Origin of the sequence: Kribbella sindirgiensis, assembly GCF_004331435.1 — a bacterium.
GTDB lineage: Bacteria > Actinomycetota > Actinomycetes > Propionibacteriales > Kribbellaceae > Kribbella > Kribbella sindirgiensis.
This window is the reverse complement of sequence record NZ_SJKA01000008.1, coordinates 23,644-40,148: the sequence shown is the minus strand read 5'-3', so window position 1 is coordinate 40,148 and position 16,505 is coordinate 23,644. Positions and strand designations below refer to the sequence as shown.

Annotated in this window: 16 protein-coding genes; 7 read left to right on the top strand and 9 right to left on the bottom strand. The window is 68.6% G+C overall.

Annotation, left to right across the window (positions count from 1 at the left end; genetic code table 11):
• Window position 1 precedes the first annotated feature (1 nt).
• Complete coding sequence (locus E0H50_RS23520) at window positions 2–577, bottom strand: TetR/AcrR family transcriptional regulator (RefSeq protein WP_131292133.1); 576 nt, start codon at window positions 575–577, stop codon at window positions 2–4.
• A gap of 233 nt (window positions 578–810) precedes the next feature.
• Between E0H50_RS23520 and E0H50_RS23515 the strand changes: the two genes are divergently transcribed.
• Window positions 811–2,769: a DUF1906 domain-containing protein gene (locus E0H50_RS23515; RefSeq protein ID WP_131292131.1), complete on the top strand. Its 1,959-nt coding sequence runs from the start codon at window positions 811–813 to the stop codon at window positions 2,767–2,769.
• Here E0H50_RS23515 and E0H50_RS23510 read toward each other — a convergent pair.
• On the bottom strand, window positions 2,766–3,638 hold the full coding sequence (locus E0H50_RS23510; protein ID WP_131292129.1) for a LysR family transcriptional regulator: 873 nt from the start codon (window positions 3,636–3,638) through the stop codon (window positions 2,766–2,768). The genes E0H50_RS23515 and E0H50_RS23510 overlap by 4 nt on opposite strands.
• Window positions 3,639–3,722: 84 nt before the next feature.
• On the opposite strand from E0H50_RS23510, the gene E0H50_RS23505 reads away from it, so the two are divergent.
• The 3 genes from E0H50_RS23505 to ctaD are packed head-to-tail and all read left to right on the top strand — an operon-like array spanning window position 3,723 to window position 7,091.
• Window positions 3,723–4,550 carry an alpha/beta fold hydrolase gene (locus tag E0H50_RS23505; RefSeq protein WP_202868297.1) on the top strand — a complete coding sequence of 276 codons (828 nt, stop codon included), beginning with the start codon at window positions 3,723–3,725 and terminating at the stop codon, window positions 4,548–4,550.
• On the top strand, window positions 4,547–5,350 hold the full coding sequence (locus E0H50_RS23500; protein WP_202868296.1) for an LLM class flavin-dependent oxidoreductase: 804 nt from the start codon (window positions 4,547–4,549) through the stop codon (window positions 5,348–5,350). The genes E0H50_RS23505 and E0H50_RS23500 overlap by 4 nt, the downstream gene beginning before the upstream one ends.
• 55 nt (window positions 5,351–5,405) lie before the next feature.
• Window positions 5,406–7,091 carry an aa3-type cytochrome oxidase subunit I gene (gene ctaD / locus E0H50_RS23495; protein WP_131292127.1) on the top strand — a complete coding sequence of 562 codons (1,686 nt, stop codon included), beginning with the start codon at window positions 5,406–5,408 and terminating at the stop codon, window positions 7,089–7,091.
• Window positions 7,092–7,472: 381 nt separating this feature from the next.
• On the opposite strand, the gene E0H50_RS23490 is transcribed toward ctaD, so the two are convergent.
• The 6 genes from E0H50_RS23490 to E0H50_RS23460 all read right to left on the bottom strand — a co-directional run bounded on the left by E0H50_RS23490 (window position 7,473) and on the right by E0H50_RS23460 (window position 12,659).
• Window positions 7,473–8,342, bottom strand: coding sequence for a helix-turn-helix domain-containing protein (locus E0H50_RS23490; protein WP_131292125.1), 870 nt, complete (start codon window positions 8,340–8,342; stop codon window positions 7,473–7,475).
• 44 nt (window positions 8,343–8,386) lie between these two features.
• On the bottom strand, window positions 8,387–8,971 hold the full coding sequence (locus E0H50_RS23485; protein ID WP_131292123.1) for an O-methyltransferase: 585 nt from the start codon (window positions 8,969–8,971) through the stop codon (window positions 8,387–8,389).
• A 6-nt stretch (window positions 8,972–8,977) separates the two neighbouring features.
• Window positions 8,978–9,652 carry a class I SAM-dependent methyltransferase gene (locus E0H50_RS23480; protein ID WP_131292121.1) on the bottom strand — a complete coding sequence of 225 codons (675 nt, stop codon included), beginning with the start codon at window positions 9,650–9,652 and terminating at the stop codon, window positions 8,978–8,980.
• Complete coding sequence (locus E0H50_RS23475; RefSeq protein ID WP_131292119.1) at window positions 9,645–11,189, bottom strand: ATP-dependent DNA ligase; 1,545 nt, start codon at window positions 11,187–11,189, stop codon at window positions 9,645–9,647. The genes E0H50_RS23480 and E0H50_RS23475 overlap by 8 nt, the downstream gene beginning before the upstream one ends.
• Window positions 11,190–11,231: 42 nt before the next feature.
• On the bottom strand, window positions 11,232–12,200 hold the full coding sequence (locus E0H50_RS23470) for a Dyp-type peroxidase (protein WP_131292117.1): 969 nt from the start codon (window positions 12,198–12,200) through the stop codon (window positions 11,232–11,234).
• A 198-nt stretch (window positions 12,201–12,398) separates the two neighbouring features.
• Window positions 12,399–12,659 carry a hypothetical protein gene (locus E0H50_RS23460; protein ID WP_131292115.1) on the bottom strand — a complete coding sequence of 87 codons (261 nt, stop codon included), beginning with the start codon at window positions 12,657–12,659 and terminating at the stop codon, window positions 12,399–12,401.
• 71 nt (window positions 12,660–12,730) lie between these two features.
• Between E0H50_RS23460 and E0H50_RS23455 the strand changes: the two genes are divergently transcribed.
• From E0H50_RS23455 to E0H50_RS23445, 3 genes are all read left to right on the top strand, one after another.
• The gene (locus tag E0H50_RS23455) at window positions 12,731–13,405 is read left to right on the top strand and encodes a CPBP family intramembrane glutamic endopeptidase (RefSeq protein ID WP_165547264.1); all 675 of its coding nucleotides are present in this window, start codon (window positions 12,731–12,733) and stop codon (window positions 13,403–13,405) included.
• Window positions 13,406–13,487: 82 nt separating this feature from the next.
• Window positions 13,488–14,204 (top strand): HAD family hydrolase, encoded by a 717-nt coding sequence (locus E0H50_RS23450; protein ID WP_131292111.1) that lies wholly within the window; start codon window positions 13,488–13,490, stop codon window positions 14,202–14,204.
• 92 nt (window positions 14,205–14,296) lie between these two features.
• On the top strand, window positions 14,297–15,211 hold the full coding sequence (locus E0H50_RS23445) for an endonuclease/exonuclease/phosphatase family protein (RefSeq protein WP_131292109.1): 915 nt from the start codon (window positions 14,297–14,299) through the stop codon (window positions 15,209–15,211).
• Between the two features lie 63 nt (window positions 15,212–15,274).
• Here the strand turns inward: E0H50_RS23445 and E0H50_RS23440 are convergent, their stop codons facing one another.
• Window positions 15,275–16,234 carry a sigma-70 family RNA polymerase sigma factor gene (locus E0H50_RS23440; RefSeq protein WP_131292107.1) on the bottom strand — a complete coding sequence of 320 codons (960 nt, stop codon included), beginning with the start codon at window positions 16,232–16,234 and terminating at the stop codon, window positions 15,275–15,277.
• Window positions 16,235–16,505 lie beyond the last annotated feature (271 nt).

Here is a 16,505-nt window from a genome sequence, read left to right as displayed (position 1 = left end):
GTCAGAAACTGCGCAGCGTTGCCTCGACGACGATCCGCTGGCTCTCGGAGGTCGCGCCACGGCGGGCGGCCACGCGCAGGCCGCCGAGAACCGTGAAGACGCAGGTCGCAAGCCCGGCCGCGTCCTGCTCCGGGTCGAGCTCACCGTCGGCCTGCGCCGCCTGGATGGCGTCGGTCAAGGCGGAGAGCTTGGCCTCGTGGTCGCGGTCGAGCAACCCGACGACCTCGGCGTCGGTCGGACCCAGCTCCACGATCGTGTTGATCACGAAGCAGCCGGCCGGTTCGCCGGGATCCGGCTCCACCGCGGGCATGAGGATCCGCCGGACCCGCTCGCGGATCGGCAGGGTCGTGTCCTGGATGACCTCGAGCTGGGCAGCGCTGAAGCGGTCGACGTACCGCTGCAGTGCGCGGTCGAACAGGTCGCGCTTGCTGGTGAAGGTGTTGTAGATGCTGCTGCGGCCGAGTCCGGTCGCCGCGCAGAGGTCCTGGGTCGAGGTGGCCTCGTAGCCCGAGGTCCAGAACACCCGCATCGCGGCGTCCACCGCGCGGTCCTCGTCGAAAGTCCTCGGTCTCGGCATGGCGCCGAGCCTATCACGTTATGGACCGAGCGATCCAAAACACCGCCCGATGATCGAACTCGCTGCGCCGATAGCATCTGGGCATCGAGGCGAGTGCCGGAAGCTCTTCGACAGAAGCGCGGGCGCTCGCCTTCACTTGGGGGCACCGTCCATCGATGGAACTGGGGAGCAATGTGAGGTTGTTCAGACCTGGGGGGCTCGCGCTTGCCCTTGGCCTGGTCGCCGGAGTCGCCATGAGCGCACCGGCTACCGCTGAAGACACCAAGACAGTTTCGTACCGCGGTTACCAGGTAACGGTCCCGGCCAGTTGGCCGGTCGTCGACTTGGCCGCGAACCCGGCCGCCTGCGTGCGGCTCGATCAGCCGGCCGTGTACCTGGGCCGCAGCACGGCACAGGCCAACTGCCCGGCGCACCTCGTCGGCCGCAGTTCCGGTCTGATCCTGGAGCCGCTGACCACCACGCAGTCGTCCAGCGACGGCCTCCTCCGGCGTGCGGTCGCCGACGCGGGCGTGCTGGCGACGGCGTACTACGCGCCGGGTGCCGAGGCCGCGGCGAACGACGTTCTCGCGACCGGTCGCGTGGTGACCAAGACGCCGTCGGCGCGGGTCGCCGAGCAGACCGCGGTCGCCCCGACGATCGTTGCGACGGGCAACTACGCCGGCAACGGCTTCGACACCTGCGCGGCGCCGTCACAGGCCGCGATGGACGCGTGGCGCCCGACGTACCAAGGGGTCGGGATCTACATCAGCGGCGGGTTGCGGGCGTGCGCGCAGCCGAACCTGACCTCGAGCTGGGTCGCCGCGAACGCGAGCAAGGGCTGGCAGTTCCTGCTCATCGACGTCGGCCTGCAGGCGCCGTGCACGACGTACAACAGCCGGATGTCGTCGGTCGCGTCGACGGCGCTCGTCCAGGGCCGGAACGCCGCGATCAACGCTGTCGCCGCCGCGCAGGCGCTCGGGTTCGCGCAGCGCAGCGCGATCTACAGCGACATCGAGGCGTACACGTCGACCGCAGCCTGCAAGGCGGCGGTGTTGTCGTACCTGAGCGGGTGGACGCAGGAGCTGAACTCGCGCGGTTACCTCGGCGGCGCGTATGTCGGCGCGGCCTCGGGCGCTGCTGATCTGGCCAGTGCTTACATGAGTACGGCGTACACGCGGCCGGACAATATCTGGTTCGCGCACTGGGGCTCGACGCCGGTCGGTACGACGCGTTTCATCCCGTCGACGTACTGGAGCAACCATCAGCGCGTGCACCAGTTCGCGGGTGACGTCAGCGAGACCAACGGCGGCGTCACGATGTCGATCGACCGCAACTACCTGAACCTGACCGCCCCGCCGCCGCCGGTGAGCAGCTTCACCGTGTCGGGTGGAGTCGCCGCCGCCACACTGCGCTGGACGAAGCCCGCGAACACGACGCTCGGGCAGATCATGGTCCGCGCCGCGTCGGGTTCGACACCGCCGCCGCTGCCGACCTCGGGTACGCCGATCTACAACGGTGTCGCGAGCATGTTCACGCACACCGGGCTGGCGAACTCGGCCAGCTACGCGTATCGCGTGTGGGTGAAGGACAGCAAGGGCAAGATCGGCCCGGGTGTCGACGTCCGGCTGGTCGGTTCGAAGGCGACGATCGGGGCGAGCGCGGCGTCGATCATGTACACCGGCGCGGTGACGCTGTCGACGGCCGTGACCCGGCTCGACGGCGCCAAGCTGGCCGGCGTACCGGTGGTGCTGTACTCGAAGGCGAAGAACGCTTCCAAATGGTCAACAGTTGGAAGTTTTACCTCGGACGCCAACGGCGTGGCGAAGACCTCGCAGAAGCCAACCGTGTCGACGTACTACATGTGGGGCTACAACGGCGCCACCGGCGTACTCGGCACGCGGAGCGCGGCGCCCCTCGTGCAGGTCCACCCGGCAATGTCGGCGTACCTGACCCCGGCGGCGATCACGCTCGGCGGATCGACCCTGCTGTACGGCTACCTGAACCCGGCCCACGCCGGTACGACGGCATACCTGCAGCGTCGCTCCGGGACGTCGTGGGTGGCCGTGACGACCGGGAAGCTGACGACGAACGGCAAGTACGCGTTCTCGATCAAGCCGACCGCCCGCGGCACGTACACGTACCGCGTGGTGTGGCTGGCAGACGCCGACCACCAGGGCACGCAGACAGCGTCGAAGGTCCTGACGGTCAGCTAATCGGTGAGGTCGGCCGCCGCACTCCGCGCGAGCTCGATCGCGTGTGCCGCCAGCGGCGAGTGCGTGCGGCCGGCCTGCCACAGCAAGAAGATTTCCCGCGGCGGGAGCTCTGGCGTGAGCTGATGCAGCGCCAGACTCTCGTCCTCCCGGAGTACGGCGAGACGCGGCATCAGGGCCGCACCGAGGCCGGCGCGGACCATGGCCAGGAGCGCCTCGTTGCCCTCGGTGCGAAACACGACCTGCGGACGGATGTCGCGCGCCTCGAGGAAGTCTTCGAGGACTGCCTGGTGGCAGATCGCGGGATGCGCGACCAGCGACAGTCCGTCGAGCCACTCGAGCGCGACTGGCCCTTGGGGGAAGTCGCCGGGCCGCGCGACCAGAAAGTACGGGTCGTCCAGCAGTTTGAGGTCGTCGATGCCGTCGCCGCCCGGGCCGTCGAAGAACATCAGGTCGAGTCCGCTGAGATCGGGATCGTCGGTCTCCTCCTCGAACAGCCGGATGTCGCAGCCCGGATGTGCGTCGCGGAGCGCGCCGATCACCTGCGGCAGCAGCGTGTTCGACACCGTCTGGAACGTGGCGATGTCGATCCGGCTGTCGCCCGCCCGGAACCGCTCGATACCGTCGCGCATCTCGTCGGCGCGACGCAACAGCTCGCGCCCGTGCCGCAGCACGACGCTGCCGAGCGGCGTGATCCGCACCGGCTTCGGCCCGCCAGGACGGTCGAAGAGCGGACCGCCGGCAGTCTTCTCCAGGATCGCGATCTGCTGGCTGACACTCGACTGGGTGTACCTGAGCCTGCTCGCGGCGCGGCCGAACGACCCCTCGTCGGCGACCGCGGCCAGCGTCGCCAGATGACGTAACTCGTACATACCTGACACTCTATCGCCGATGGCGATTGCTTTGATAAGAATCAATCGCTTTTCATGATGGTCGTCCACTCCTACGGTCGAACCATGACCACTTACGCAGTCAACGACATCGAGCTCGACGCGGAGACGTACGGCGATCCCGCCGATCCCGCCGTCCTGCTGATCCACGGCGCCGGCGCCTCCATGCTCTGGTGGGACGCTCGGCTGTGCACCGAGCTGGCGGCGCGCGGCCGCTTCGTGATCCGGTACGACCAGCGCGACACCGGCCGCTCGACGTCGTTCCCCACCGGCGAACCGGGGTACGCGATGAGCGACCTGGCGACCGACGCTGCCGGTCTGCTCGATGCGCTGGGCATCGACCGGGCGCACGTGGTGGCGCAGTCGATGTCCGGTGGTACGGCGCTGATCCTGGGCGTCGACCACCCGTCACGCGTCGCCTCGCTGACGTTCGTGTCGACGAGCACCGGCGACGACGGCCTCCCGCCGCCATCGGCCGACATGCCACGGTTGGGCTGGCCCGACTTCGCCGACCAGGCCGCGGTCGAGGAGTACGTCGTACGGTCGATCGAAGCCGAGGCGGCGGGTGATTTCGACGAGACCGAGGCCCGCGCCCTGGTGCGGGACGACATGGCGCGAGCGAGGAACTACGAGGCCTCGCTGACGAACCACTTCGCGATGACGTTCGACGGACCGAAGAACGGTGGCTTCGGCGACCTGTCGATGCCGGTTCTCGTACTGCACGGCGACGCGGATCCGTTGCTGCCGTTGCCACACGGTGAATCCGTTCGCGATGCGGTGCCGGGTGCTCGGCTGGTGATACTGCCCGGAATGGGTCACGGACTGTCGGCGCCGTACTGGAACACCTTTGTCGACGAGCTTGTAGAACACACGGCGCACGCTGGCGGGCGATGATGAAGTACGCAGTCTGGCTGCCGTTGTTCGACGAGTTGTCCGACCCGGTGGAGGTCGCGCGGCTCGCGGCGGCGGCCGAAGAGGCCGGGTGGGACGGGTTCTTCCTGTGGGACCAGCTGTGGTGGCGGGAACCGGTCCGCGAGGTGTCGGACCCGTGGATCACGATGAGCGCGATGGCGGCCGCCACCGAACGGTTGTGGATCGGCCCGATGGTCTCGCCGATCGCGCGCCGGCGGCCCACCAAGTTGTTGCGTGAGACAACGACCCTGGACCGGCTCTCGAACGGCCGGCTGATCCTCGGCGTCGGGCTCGGCAGCGACCGGTTCGCGCAGGAGTACTCGAAGACCGGCGAAGAGGTGGACGACCGGGCGCGCGCCGAGCGGATGGACGAGACACTCGACATCCTCACCGCCGGATGGACGGGGGAGCCAGTCAACCATCACGGGAAGCACTACCTCGTCGACGACGTACAGTTCCTGCCGCGCCCCGTGGCTGGCCGAGTGCCTGTGTGGCTCGCCGGGTTCCCGGGCAACGTGAAGCCGGTCCGGCGGGCGGCCCGGTACGACGGCTTCTTCCCGGTCAACCTCACCTCACCGGATCAGCTGACCGAACCTGTCGCCGTACTGCGTGAACTGCGCGGCACCCTGGACGGCTACGACATCGCGGTCGCCGTGGAGCCGTCCGACGATCCGCGCCCGTACGCGGAGGCCGGCGCGACCTGGTGCCTGATGGACGTCGACCCCGCGACGCTGCGGCTCGCCGACGTCCGCGCGATGATCGCGGCCGGTCCCCAGAGGTAGCTGATGACGATCCATAGGTGTCTAATCGAAGGGATGCGGTACTACGGGAGGTCGCATGGCCAGTGTCAGTGGGCATGCCGGGGTCACCGAGCGCACCTCGACCGCTACTGAGGTGGGACAGCGGCCGCTGGGGCAGGTGATCGGCCGGCTGCTGTCGACAACCGACCACAAGGTGATCGGCCAGCTGTACCTCGTCACGTCGTTCGCGTTCTTCCTGATCGCCGGCGTGATGGCGCTGGTCGTTCGCGCCGAGCTGGCCGAGCCGGGTCTGCAGATCGTGAACGAAGAGGTGTACAACCAGCTCTTCACGATGCACGGCACGATCATGCTGCTGCTGTTCGCGACCCCGCTGTTCGTCGGCTTCGCCAACGTCATCATGCCGGTGCAGATCGGGTCGCCGGATGTGGCGTTCCCGCGGCTGAACATGTTCAGCTACTGGCTGTTCCTGTTCGGCGGGCTGATCACGATCGGCGCGTTCTTCACCCCGGGCGGTGCGGCGGACTTCGGCTGGACGGCGTACGCGCCGTTGTCGGGCGGCATGCGATCGCCGGGGATCGGCGGCGACCTGTGGATCATGGGTCTGTGGATGGCCGGTCTGGGGACCATCCTGGGTGCGGTCAACTTCGTCACCACGATCATCACCATGCGCGCACCCGGTATGACGATGTTCCGGATGCCGATCTTCTGCTGGAACATCCTGGTCACGTCGATCCTGGTGCTGATCGCCTTCCCGATCCTGGCCGCGGCGCTGCTGGTGCTGGAGGCCGACCGCACGCTGGGCGCGCACGTGTTCGACGCCGCGAACGGCGGGGCGCTGCTCTGGCAGCACCTGTTCTGGTTCTTCGGGCATCCCGAGGTGTACATCATCGCGCTGCCGTTCTTCGGCATCATCACCGAGATCCTCCCGGTGTTCAGCCGCAAACCGATCTTCGGGTACTACGGTCTGGTCGCCGCGACCCTGGCGATCGGGGCGCTGTCGATCGCGGTGTGGGCGCACCACATGTTCGTGACGGGCGGAGTGAATCTGCCGTTCTTCTCGTTCATGACGTTCCTGATCGCGGTGCCGACCGGGGTGAAGTTCTTCAACTGGATCGGCACGATCTGGGGCGGGTCGGTGTCGCTGGATACCCCGATGCTGTGGTCCGTCGGCTTCCTCGTCACGTTCCTGTTCGGCGGTCTGACCGGGATCATCCTGGCGTCGCCGGCGCTCGACTACCAGTTGAACGACTCGTACTTCGTGGTCGCGCACTTCCACTACGTCGTGTTCGGCACGGTCGTGTTCGCGATGTTCGCGGGGTTCTACTTCTGGTGGCCCAAGTTGACCGGGCGGATGCTCGACGAGCGGTTGGGCAAGCTGCATTTCTGGCTGCTGTTCGTCGGCTTCCACACCACGTTCCTGGTGCAGCATTGGCTCGGCGTCGAGGGCATGCCGCGCCGGTACGCCGACTACCGGGCGAACGAAGGCTTCACCGTCCTGCACCAGGTGTCGACGATCGGCGCGTTCGTCCTCGGCGTCTCGACGCTGCCGTTCCTCTACAACATCTACAAGTCCCGCCGTACCCCGCGGGTAGAGGTCGACGACCCGTGGGGCTGGGGCCGCTCACTGGAGTGGGCGACGTCCTGCCCACCACCACGCCACAACTTCGAAAAGCTCCCGCGAATCCGCTCCGAATCCCCAGCCTTCGACCTCCACCACCCCACCCTCGCCATCACCGACCACCGCGAGGAACTCGAGATCTAGACCCGGCCCGAGGTCTGGGCGAACTAGTGGGGCCGTGCGACAGGTTCTGGTGGGCTCGCACCTGATATTGCCAGTCCGCAGCCCCCGGAAGGTGTCTGTTCTCCCGGCAACCGGCTGACCGCGCCCACGGGTACGGCGCTCCGTCGGGAACATGCCCCGTCGACAGGACGACCCCGCGCCGAACTGCTGGCGGCGGACAGGAACTGCTGGCGGCGGACAGGAACTGCTGGCGGTGGACAGGAACTGCTGGCGGTGGACAGGAACTGGTGGCTGGAGACACGCAATAACCTGTTCAAGCCCCCGAGAACCCCGACCCCGCCCTCCGCCCACCAGCCACCGCCCACCAGCCACGGGTGGCCCGCGGTCCGGGCAGCGAGAGGTCTAGGGCAGGCGGGCGAGCAGGCGGGTGAGTTGTTGTTCGGTTTGTTGGGGGGAGGGGCTGGTGGAGGCGAGGAGGTCCAACGCCTGGGTGTAGGCCTCTACGTCGTCGCGCTTGTCCAGGTAGAGGGCGCTGGTCAGATGTTCCAGGTAGACGATGTCGGGTAGGTCGCGCTGCGGGAAGCGGAGCAGGCTGAAGGCGCCCCCGGTGGCGGTGTGGCCGGCGCTGTCGAGCGGGATGATCTGCACGGTCACGTTGGGGCGGGTGACGGCTTCGCGGAGCGCGTCGAGCTGGTTGCGCAGTACGTCGGTGCCGCCGATCGGCCGGTGCAGTACGGACTCCTCGATGACGGCCCAGAGTTTGAGCGGCGGCTCGCGGTCGAGCACCCGTTGCCGGCGGGTGCGCAGCGCGACCACCCGCTCGATCTCACCGTCGGTCCGCGCCCCGCCGGGGGTGAGTTGCGCGACGGCGCGCGCGTAGTCCGCGGTCTGCAGGAGGCCGGGGACGAACTGGATCTCGTACGTCCGGATCAGCTCAGCGGTCGCCTCGAGCCCGAGATACGAGTCGAACCACTCGGGCGTGACATCGCCGTACCGATGCCACCAGCCCGGGTCGTTGGCCTCGCGGGCCAGCTGCAGCAGCCGATCGCGCTCGCGGGCGTCCTGCACGCCGTACAACGTGAGGAGGTCGGAGACGTCGCGCTCCTTGAACCCGACCCGGCCGAGCTCAAGCCGGCTGATCTTCGACTCCGAGGCCCGGATCGCCCAGCCGGCATCGGTACGCGTGACGCCGGCGCGCTCGCGCAGCTCCCGCAGATGACTCCCGAGCATCATCCGCAACGCCGTCGGCCCCACCACACTTCGCCCCGCCATACCCCGAGTCTACATCATTTTCGAACAAGTGTTCCCATGCGATCTCAGCCCACCCGAGTCCCCACCAGTACCGAGTTCCGCAGATCCGGAAGCACCACCTCAGCAGCCACGAGCCGCGGATCACCGAAGAAGAACTCCCGCTTCGGATCGTGATCCCGGTACGGCGAATCCGCCGGCAGCACGTCGACCGGCGTCACGTCATCGCACACGAGCCGCCCGCCGATCCGCAGCAGGTCGACGATCGTGGCGGGCCGGCTCCCACCGTCCGCGAAGAGCAGATCGAACGGCGCCCGCCGCGCCAACTCGGCGGACGAATCCCCGTGCACCACGTCGACCCGCGGCTCGTCCGCGAACACCCGCCGAGCCGCAGCCGCCCGTCTCTCGTCCAGCTCTACTGTCACCAGGCGGCATGAGGTCGGCATCGCCGACGCCATCCACGCCGACCCGTAGCCGACACCGGTCCCGGCCTCACCGATCAGACCGTCGGCGCATCCGGCCGCCAGTACGGCCAGGAAGCGGCCGACGTCGGGCAGGCAGCAGGACGGTCCGGTTCCTTCGCGCCGCAGCGGCATCCCAACTTCAAGAGCCGCGTCCTGAGCTCGCTGCACCAGCGGCGGCAGGTCGGCCATGAGCTGTCAGTCGCGCAGGTACTCGGCGCGCCAGCGTAGGACGGTTGCGTCGGCAGGGCTGGGGGACTGGGTGAGTTGGATGAGCCGGACGTCCGCGGTCGCGAATGACTGGATGGTTGCGCGGGTGAGCGGCCAGGGCGGGCCCTGGATGTCGGCGTCAGGCTGGTCGTCGGGTCGAGCGGCAGCGATGACCAGCAGCGTGCCACCGGGGGCCACGAACTCGGTGACGTGCTTGACGGCGTCAGGCTGGAGCGCGATCGGGAGCGCCTGCACGGTGAAGATCTCCACGACGAGGTCGAACGCGTGCTGCCACTCGGCCGGCGGCGCGAGCAGATCGGCGACCCGGTAGTGCGCCTTCGAGTCCGGGTGATTGTGGTGCGCGGTGTCGATCGCGGTGGGGGAGATGTCGAACGCGGTCGTGTCGTACCCGCGGTCGGCGATCAGTTCGGCGTCCCAGCCGGTCCCCGCGCCGACGATCAGTGCCGTCTTGTCCGCGCCGTCCGGCGACGATTCCTCGACCCATTCGAGCAGCAACTGGTGCGCCGTACCGCGATCCCATGGGACGACGGCGGCGCCTTCCGCGGCCGCGGCGTACAGGTTCTCGAACCAGCCGGTGGGGTCGTCCCGGTCGAGCGATTCGCGCGCGATCCGCCGCGACACGACATCTGGATCCTCAGTCATCTTTCACCTCATCGGAACCGGCGTGGATCTCGCGCACCGTCCGCACGGTATCAACGTCGGCGGGCCGCTTGTCCTCGCGATAACGGAGCACCCGGGCGAACCGCAGCGCCATCCCGGCCGGATACCGCGGCGAGGTCTGCACGCCGTCGAACGCGATCTCGACCACCACCTCCGGTCGGAGGTAGACCGCCCAGTCGTCCCGCCGTACGGCGAGCTCCTGGAACCGCTCCGTCTGCCACCGCAGCAGCTCGTCCGTCAGCCCCTTGAACGTCTTCCCGAGCATCACGAACTCGCCGGTCTCCTCGTCCCGCGCGCCGAGATGCAGGTTCGACAGCCAGCCCGTCCGCCGCCCGTGACCCCACTCGGCCGCCAGCACGAGCAGGTCGAGCGTGTGCGTCTGCTTGACCTTGACCCATCCCGAACCACGCCGCCCGGCCTCGTACGGAACGGTCAACGACTTCACCACCACACCCTCATGCCCGCGCCGCACCGCCTCCGCAAAGAACGCCTGACCGGCGTCCGCGTCATCGGTCACGAGACGCGGGATCCGCCGCTCCTCGGGCACGAGCTTCGCCAGCCATTCCTGCCGCGCTGCTCCGTCGAGCCCGAGCAGATCCTCACCGTCCTGATGCAGGATGTCGAAGAAGTACGGCGTCAGCGGGACCGACTCCGGCCCCGTCGCGGCCCGCGTCGCCGTCCGCGACCCGGTCACCTGGAACGGCTCCGGCCGCCCGTCGGTCCGCAACGCGATGAGCTCTCCGTCGAGCACGACCTGCTGTGCATCGAGCGCGAGTACGGCGCTGACCACCTCGGGAACCCGCGTGGTGATGTCGTCCAGGGTCCGCGTGTAGACGACGACCTTGTCGCCGTCCCGGTGTGCCTGGATCCGGATCCCGTCCAGCTTCCACTCGAGCGCGGCCGGCGTACCGGTCTTCGCCAACGCCTCCGCCACAGTCGTCGCCGACTGCGCGAGCATGGGCTGCACCCCACGACCGACCTCGAGCCCGAACTGCGCCAGCCCCGCCTCGCCCTCGGTCAGTACGGCGACCGCGACCGGCGCAGCTGCCCCGCGCAGCATCGCCGCGGCCCGGATCTTGTCGAGCGGAATGCCCGTCGCCCGCGCGACCGCGTCCGCCATCACCCCGTCGAGCGCCCCCTGTCGCAGCTCACCACCGACGAGCAGCCGCAGGAACCGCTGCTCGTCCGCCGTCGCCCGCCCGAACAAGCCATCCACCGCTGCCCGCCGGCGAGCCTGCACACCGGCGCCCGACATCTCCGCCAGCTCCGCGAACGCCGCGTCGACCTCCTCGACCGTCACCGTCGGCTCGGCGGCCGGATCCGGGGCGTCCATCAACGTCCGCCAGCCCACCCCGGTCCGCCGCTGCCGCAGCTCGCCCGACAGGTACGTCACGACGATCTCGATCTCGGCCGGCTCGGTGGCCTTGGACAACAACCCGGCGATGAACTCGGCCTTCTTCAGCCGCGACCGGGTCCCGGCCAGCGCGGCCGACGTCTCGACCACCTCGGTGAGCAACATACTCCCAGTGTCACCCAACCCACCGACACTTCCAGGAACCGCTCAGGGCGCCGGGGGCAGGTCGTCCAGGAACGCCGCGGGCGGTGTGAAGAACAGGCCGCCGGTGACCGCGGTGGAGAAGTCGAGCAGGCGGTCGTGGTTGCCCTCGGGTACGCCGATGAACATCCGCCGGAGCATCAGCTCGGTCACCGCCGGCGTCTTCGCGTACCCGATGAAGTAGGTGCCGAACTCCTGCGTGCCGATGGTGCCGAACGGCATGTTGTCGCGCAGGATCTGCAGCTCGTTGCCGTCCTCGTCCTCGACCACGTTCAGCACGATGTGCGCGTTGCCGGGCTTCCTGTCGTCGTCCAGCTCGATGTCGTCAAGCTTGGTCCGGCCGACCGCGAGCTCCTGCTGCTCGACGGTCAGCGTGTTCCAGGCCTTCAGGTCGTGCAGGTACTTCTGCACGATCACGTAGCTGCCGCCGCGGAAGTCCGGGTCCTCGTCGCCGATCAGGACGGCCGCGTGGGCCTCCTGGCCGCTCGGGTTCTCGGTGCCGTCGACGAAGCCGAGCAGGTCGCGCATCTCGAAGTACTTGAAGCCGTGCACCTCGTCGACGACCGTCGCGGCGCCGTCGAGGACGTTCATGATCTGGCCGGCGAGCTCGAAACACTGGTCCTGGTGCGCCGCCCGGATATGGAACAGCAGATCGCCCGCCGTCGCCGGTGCGTGGTGGGTGGCGCCCTTGAGCTCGACGAACGGGTGCAGCTCGGCCGGGCGCGGACCGCTGAACAAACGGTCCCAGACGTCCGAGCCGATGCTGGTGACACACGAGAGGTTGCCGGCCGGCACGCGGAAACCGACCGAACGCACCAGACCGCTCAGCCGCTCCAGCAGGTCCCTGGTCCGGTCCTCGCCACCTGGCTCGACCTGGACCACCAGGAAGATCGCGGAACCGCTCAACGGCATCAGCACGGACTGCGGCAACGCGTCCGTCTGCCGGTCCGCCCCGAGCGTCGGTTCAGTAACCACCGTGTTCTCCCTCCGTCCAGTTGGTCCGGTCTTCTAGAGTCCAGTCATGGACCCGCAGCAGCCCGGACCGCCTCCGCGCCCGGGCCCATACTCCCAGCCGGGGCAGCCACCCCTACCGCCGCCCCACGGCAGCCCTTACCCCCAACAGCATCCACAGCAGTACCCGCCCCAGTATCCGCCCCAGTATCCGCCGCCGTATCAGCAGCCGTACGGCGCCTTCCCGTCGCCGTACGCGCCGCGCGAGCCGCGTGTGATCCCGGCTCCGCCCGGTACGCCGTACCACCGGCTGGCCCGTACTGCGAAGCACGCCTGGTGGCGACCCGTGGTGGGAACCATCCTGCTCGTGCTCTTCGGTTTCGTCCTGACCTCGCTCGTCGTGGTCGTGTGGATGATCGCGCACCGGGTCCTCGCCGGACCGTTCCCGACGCCGAGCGGCACAGACCTCTTCCCGAGCGACACCGAGAACCTCGCCTCGACGCTGGTGCTGCTCGGCGTTCTGATCCCGGTCCGTCGGCCTGGTCGCGTGGCTGGTGCAGCGCCGCCCGTTCTGGAGCGTCGCGTCGGTCCTGAACCGGATCCGCTGGCGCTGGCTGCTGTGGTGCTCCCTGCCGGCGATCGGCTACATCGCGCTCTCGTTCCTGGCCGGGGTGCTGGTCGACGCGGTGTCTCCGGCCGACGAGTCGATCGGCACGTCCGGCGGCGACTGGGTCGGCTTCGGCGCGTTCGTCGTACCGGCGCTGGTGATCCTGTTGCTGGTGCCGTTCCAGTCGGCGGCCGAGGAGTTCGTGTTCCGCGGCTGGCTGATCCAGGCGGTCGGCGCCTACGGGCCGGACGACCCGAACGGAAAAGCGCGCTGGTTGCGGACCCTGTTCCGGTCGCCGTGGCCCGGGCTCGTCGTCGGCGGCGCCGCGTTCGTGTCCGCCCACGGGTACACCGGCTGGGCGATGGCCGACATCTTCCTGTTCGCGCTGGTGGTCGGCTGGCTGACGGTCCGGACCGGGGGACTGGAAGCCGCGATCGCGCTGCACGTGATGAACAACCTGATCGCCTTCTTGTTGCCGGCGGCAACTGGCCGGCTGGATCAGTGGAACGTGCAGGGGAGCGCTCCGTGGACGCTGTTCGTCGCGGACATCCCGTGCCTTGCGTTCTACCTGGTCGCCGTCGCCTGGCTGGCGCGCCGGAAGGAGATCCGCCGGCTGAGCTGACACCGGGCGGACACCGGGGCTGACCTCGGCTGGGGTGAAAAGCAGGCGAGAACTGTCGGTCGGCTCTGGCAGGCTTTGCCGGGTGACGAACGCGAAGATCGAAGCCGTCCTGTTCGACTGGGGCGGCACCCTGGCAACCTGGCACGACATTTCGCTGCACGAGACGTGGCTGGCCGTGTCCGCGCTGATCGACGAGGACAACGCCGAGGAGCTGGCGGCCCGCCTGGTCGCGGCCGAGGGCTCCGTGTGGCGGCGCTCCCGCGACGAGCACCGCAGCAGCACGCTCGAGGAGGTGTGCCTGCTCGCCGAAGTGGTGATGACACCCGCGGCCCTGGCGGAGTACGAGCGGCAGTGGGATCCGCACACCGTGCTGGAGCCGGACGCGGTCGACACCCTGCAGGCGCTGCGCGACCGCGATCTCAAGGTCGGCGTCCTGTCGAACACGATCTGGCCGCGCCGGCGCCACGAGGAGGTCTTCGCGCGCGACGGCGTACTCGACCTGCTCGACGGAGCCGTCTACACCAGCGAGATCGCGCACACCAAGCCGCACCCGGAGGCGTTCCTGGCCGCGATGCAGGCGGTCGGGGTGGCCGAGCCGTCCCGGTGCCTGTTCGTCGGCGACCGGCTGTTCGACGACGTCTGGGGCGCGCAGAACGTCGGCATGCGCGCCGCGCACCTGCCGCACAGCGCGATCCCGGCCGAGCAGATCGGCCACACGGAAGGTACGCCGGACGCCACCGTCCAGCGCCTGTCCGAGCTGGTCCCGCTGATCGACTCCTGGAACGAAGCAGCTGCCTGACGTCATGTCCGCGACGCGCTACGGCTAGCGACTGGTTACCCGACCTGGTTAACGTCCAACCTCCTTGCAAACCGCCCTTGGAGGTTTTTGACATGTTCACCATCATCGGGCGCCGGCGGCTGGCCGCGCTCGTCGCGGTGGCCGTCGCCGGCGTGACTCTCACCAGCGGTGTGTCCCAAGCCGCCCCGACGATCACCGCCGAGCCCACCGCCACTGCCTCGGCAGGTCCGCTGCACGTGATGTCGTACAACCTGCGGTACGCCAGCGACACCCCGCCGAACACCTGGGCGGACCGCCGTCCGGTGATGCGGGAGCAGCTACGGCAGGCCCGCCCGCAGCTCATCGGCACCCAGGAAGGCCTGTACTCCCAGCTCCAGGACATCGCCTCCGACCTCGGCCCGGCGTACGACTCGATCGGGCTGGGGCGGGAGGGCGGCAGCAAGGGCGAGTTCATGATGATCTTCTTCGACCAGCGCCGGCTGCAGCCGCTCGAGTACGACCACTTCTGGCTGTCGGACACCCCGGACGTGATCGGCTCGAAGACCTGGGCCGGCTGCTGCCCGCGGATGGTCACCTGGGTGCGCTTCAAGGACAAAGCGACGTCCAAGGAGTTCTACGCCGTCAACACGCATCTGGAGGCGTACGACGCGACCACACGCTCCAAGTCCGCCGACCTGATCCTGCAGCGGATCGCCGGGTTCGACGCGGCGCTGCCGATCATCATGACCGCGGACTACAACGAGGCCGCGAAGCCGGGGCTGACCGTGTACGACAAGCTCGTCACCAGCGGGAAGTTCGCGGACAGCTGGGTGACGGCCGAGCGTCGCAGCGCGCTGTACGCGACGTTCCACGGGTACAAGCCGCTGACGCCGAACGGGGACCGGATCGACTGGATCCTCACGACGCCCGGTCTGCGCGTCTCGAAGGCGAGTATCAATACGTTCAGCAAGAACGGGCAGTTCCCGAGCGACCACCTTCCAGTGGAGTCGTGGATCCACCTGGGCTGAGAACCGAAAGGACCCCCGAGCCAGATCGTGGCTCGGGGGTCCTGAGGGGTTTCGGGGTGGGTGTTACGCGGCCAGCGTCGGGTCTGCCATCAGACGGAGGCGGCCCAGCGCCTCGCGCTCGATCTGGCGGACCCGCTCGGCGGAGATGCCGTGCACCGCGCCGATGTCGGCCAGCTTGGCCTGGCGGCCGTCGTGCAGACCGTAGCGGCGCCGGATCACGTCCGCGGACCGCGGGTCGAGCTGGTCGACCAGACTGAACAGGCCCGAGCGGTCCGACGCATCGGCGACCAGCTGGTCCGGACCCGGCGCGGTCTCGGCCGCGATCAGGTCACCCAGCGAGGTCTCACCCTCGTCGTCGACCGGGCTGTTCAGGCTGATGTGGTCCCGGCCGATACGGATCAGTTCGGTGACCCGCTCCTCGTCCAGCCCCAGCTCCAGCGCGATCTCTTCGAGCTCCGGCTCCCGCCCGAGCTTGCGCTCCAGCGTGCGCCGTGCCGACCCGATCTGGTTCAGCTGCTCCACCACGTGCACCGGCAGCCGGACCACACGGGCCTGCTGCGCGATACCGCGGGTGATGGCCTGCCGGACCCACCAGGTCGCGTACGTCGAGAACTTGAAACCCTTCCGGTAGTCGAACTTCTCCACCGCGCGGATGAGTCCGGTGTTGCCCTCCTGGACCAGGTCCAGCAGCGGCATCTGGGACCGCCCGTAGCGGCGGGCGATCGACACCACGAGCCGGAGGTTGGCGGTCACGAACCGCTGCTGCGCGCGCCGGCCTTCTTCGGCCAGCCACTCCAGCTCCTCCTCCGTGGCATATTTGGGCGCTCCGCCCTTCTTACGTCCAACCCGCCCTTCGGCCAGCAGTTGCTCCGCGAGGAGTCCTGCCTCGACCGTTTCAGCGAGCTCGACTTCTTCCTCAGCTGTCAGCAAAGGAGTGCGAGCGATCTCCTCGAGGTAGAGACCGACGCTGTCCTTGCCGTCGATACCGTCGTCCGTGGACCGGACACGAGCCATGCGAGCCACCGAAACTCCCTTCGTCGTTACATGGAGAGCAACGCTCGAGTAGGGTTCAAGATTCCAGGACGAGTGTGTAAACACCCTGAACGTTCCCTGAGAGTTCCTGGCAGCGAAATCGTGCTGGAAACCGGTGTCCCTCAGGCCTGACGGGACTATTCGGCACAACACGCGCCGCGGAAGCTGAGAATTCGTCCAGAATCACTGTGTTCCGGTGCCCCCGGATGTGTTGCACAACACACGTCCGGGGGCAGATATTCCCGGCTGTGTCAGCCGGGGG

Excerpts from the sequence above, each read along its gene's own strand:
- E0H50_RS23520 (WP_131292133.1), bottom strand. The coding sequence starts at position 577 with ATGCCGAGACCGAGGACTTTCGACGAGGACCGCGCGGTGGACGCCGCG.
- E0H50_RS23475 (WP_131292119.1), bottom strand. The coding sequence starts at position 11,189 with ATGTTGCTCACCGAGGTGGTCGAGACGTCGGCCGCGCTGGCCGGGACC.
- E0H50_RS23505 (WP_202868297.1), top strand. The coding sequence starts at position 3,723 with ATGACCACTTACGCAGTCAACGACATCGAGCTCGACGCGGAGACGTAC.
- E0H50_RS23480 (WP_131292121.1), bottom strand. The coding sequence starts at position 9,652 with ATGACTGAGGATCCAGATGTCGTGTCGCGGCGGATCGCGCGCGAATCG.
- E0H50_RS23500 (WP_202868296.1), top strand. The coding sequence starts at position 4,547 with ATGATGAAGTACGCAGTCTGGCTGCCGTTGTTCGACGAGTTGTCCGAC.
- E0H50_RS23515 (WP_131292131.1), top strand. The coding sequence starts at position 811 with ATGAGCGCACCGGCTACCGCTGAAGACACCAAGACAGTTTCGTACCGC.
- E0H50_RS23510 (WP_131292129.1), bottom strand. The coding sequence starts at position 3,638 with ATGTACGAGTTACGTCATCTGGCGACGCTGGCCGCGGTCGCCGACGAG.
- E0H50_RS23445 (WP_131292109.1), top strand. The coding sequence starts at position 14,297 with ATGTTCACCATCATCGGGCGCCGGCGGCTGGCCGCGCTCGTCGCGGTG.
- ctaD (WP_131292127.1), top strand. The coding sequence starts at position 5,406 with ATGGCCAGTGTCAGTGGGCATGCCGGGGTCACCGAGCGCACCTCGACC.
- E0H50_RS23485 (WP_131292123.1), bottom strand. The coding sequence starts at position 8,971 with ATGGCCGACCTGCCGCCGCTGGTGCAGCGAGCTCAGGACGCGGCTCTT.
- E0H50_RS23490 (WP_131292125.1), bottom strand. The coding sequence starts at position 8,342 with ATGGCGGGGCGAAGTGTGGTGGGGCCGACGGCGTTGCGGATGATGCTC.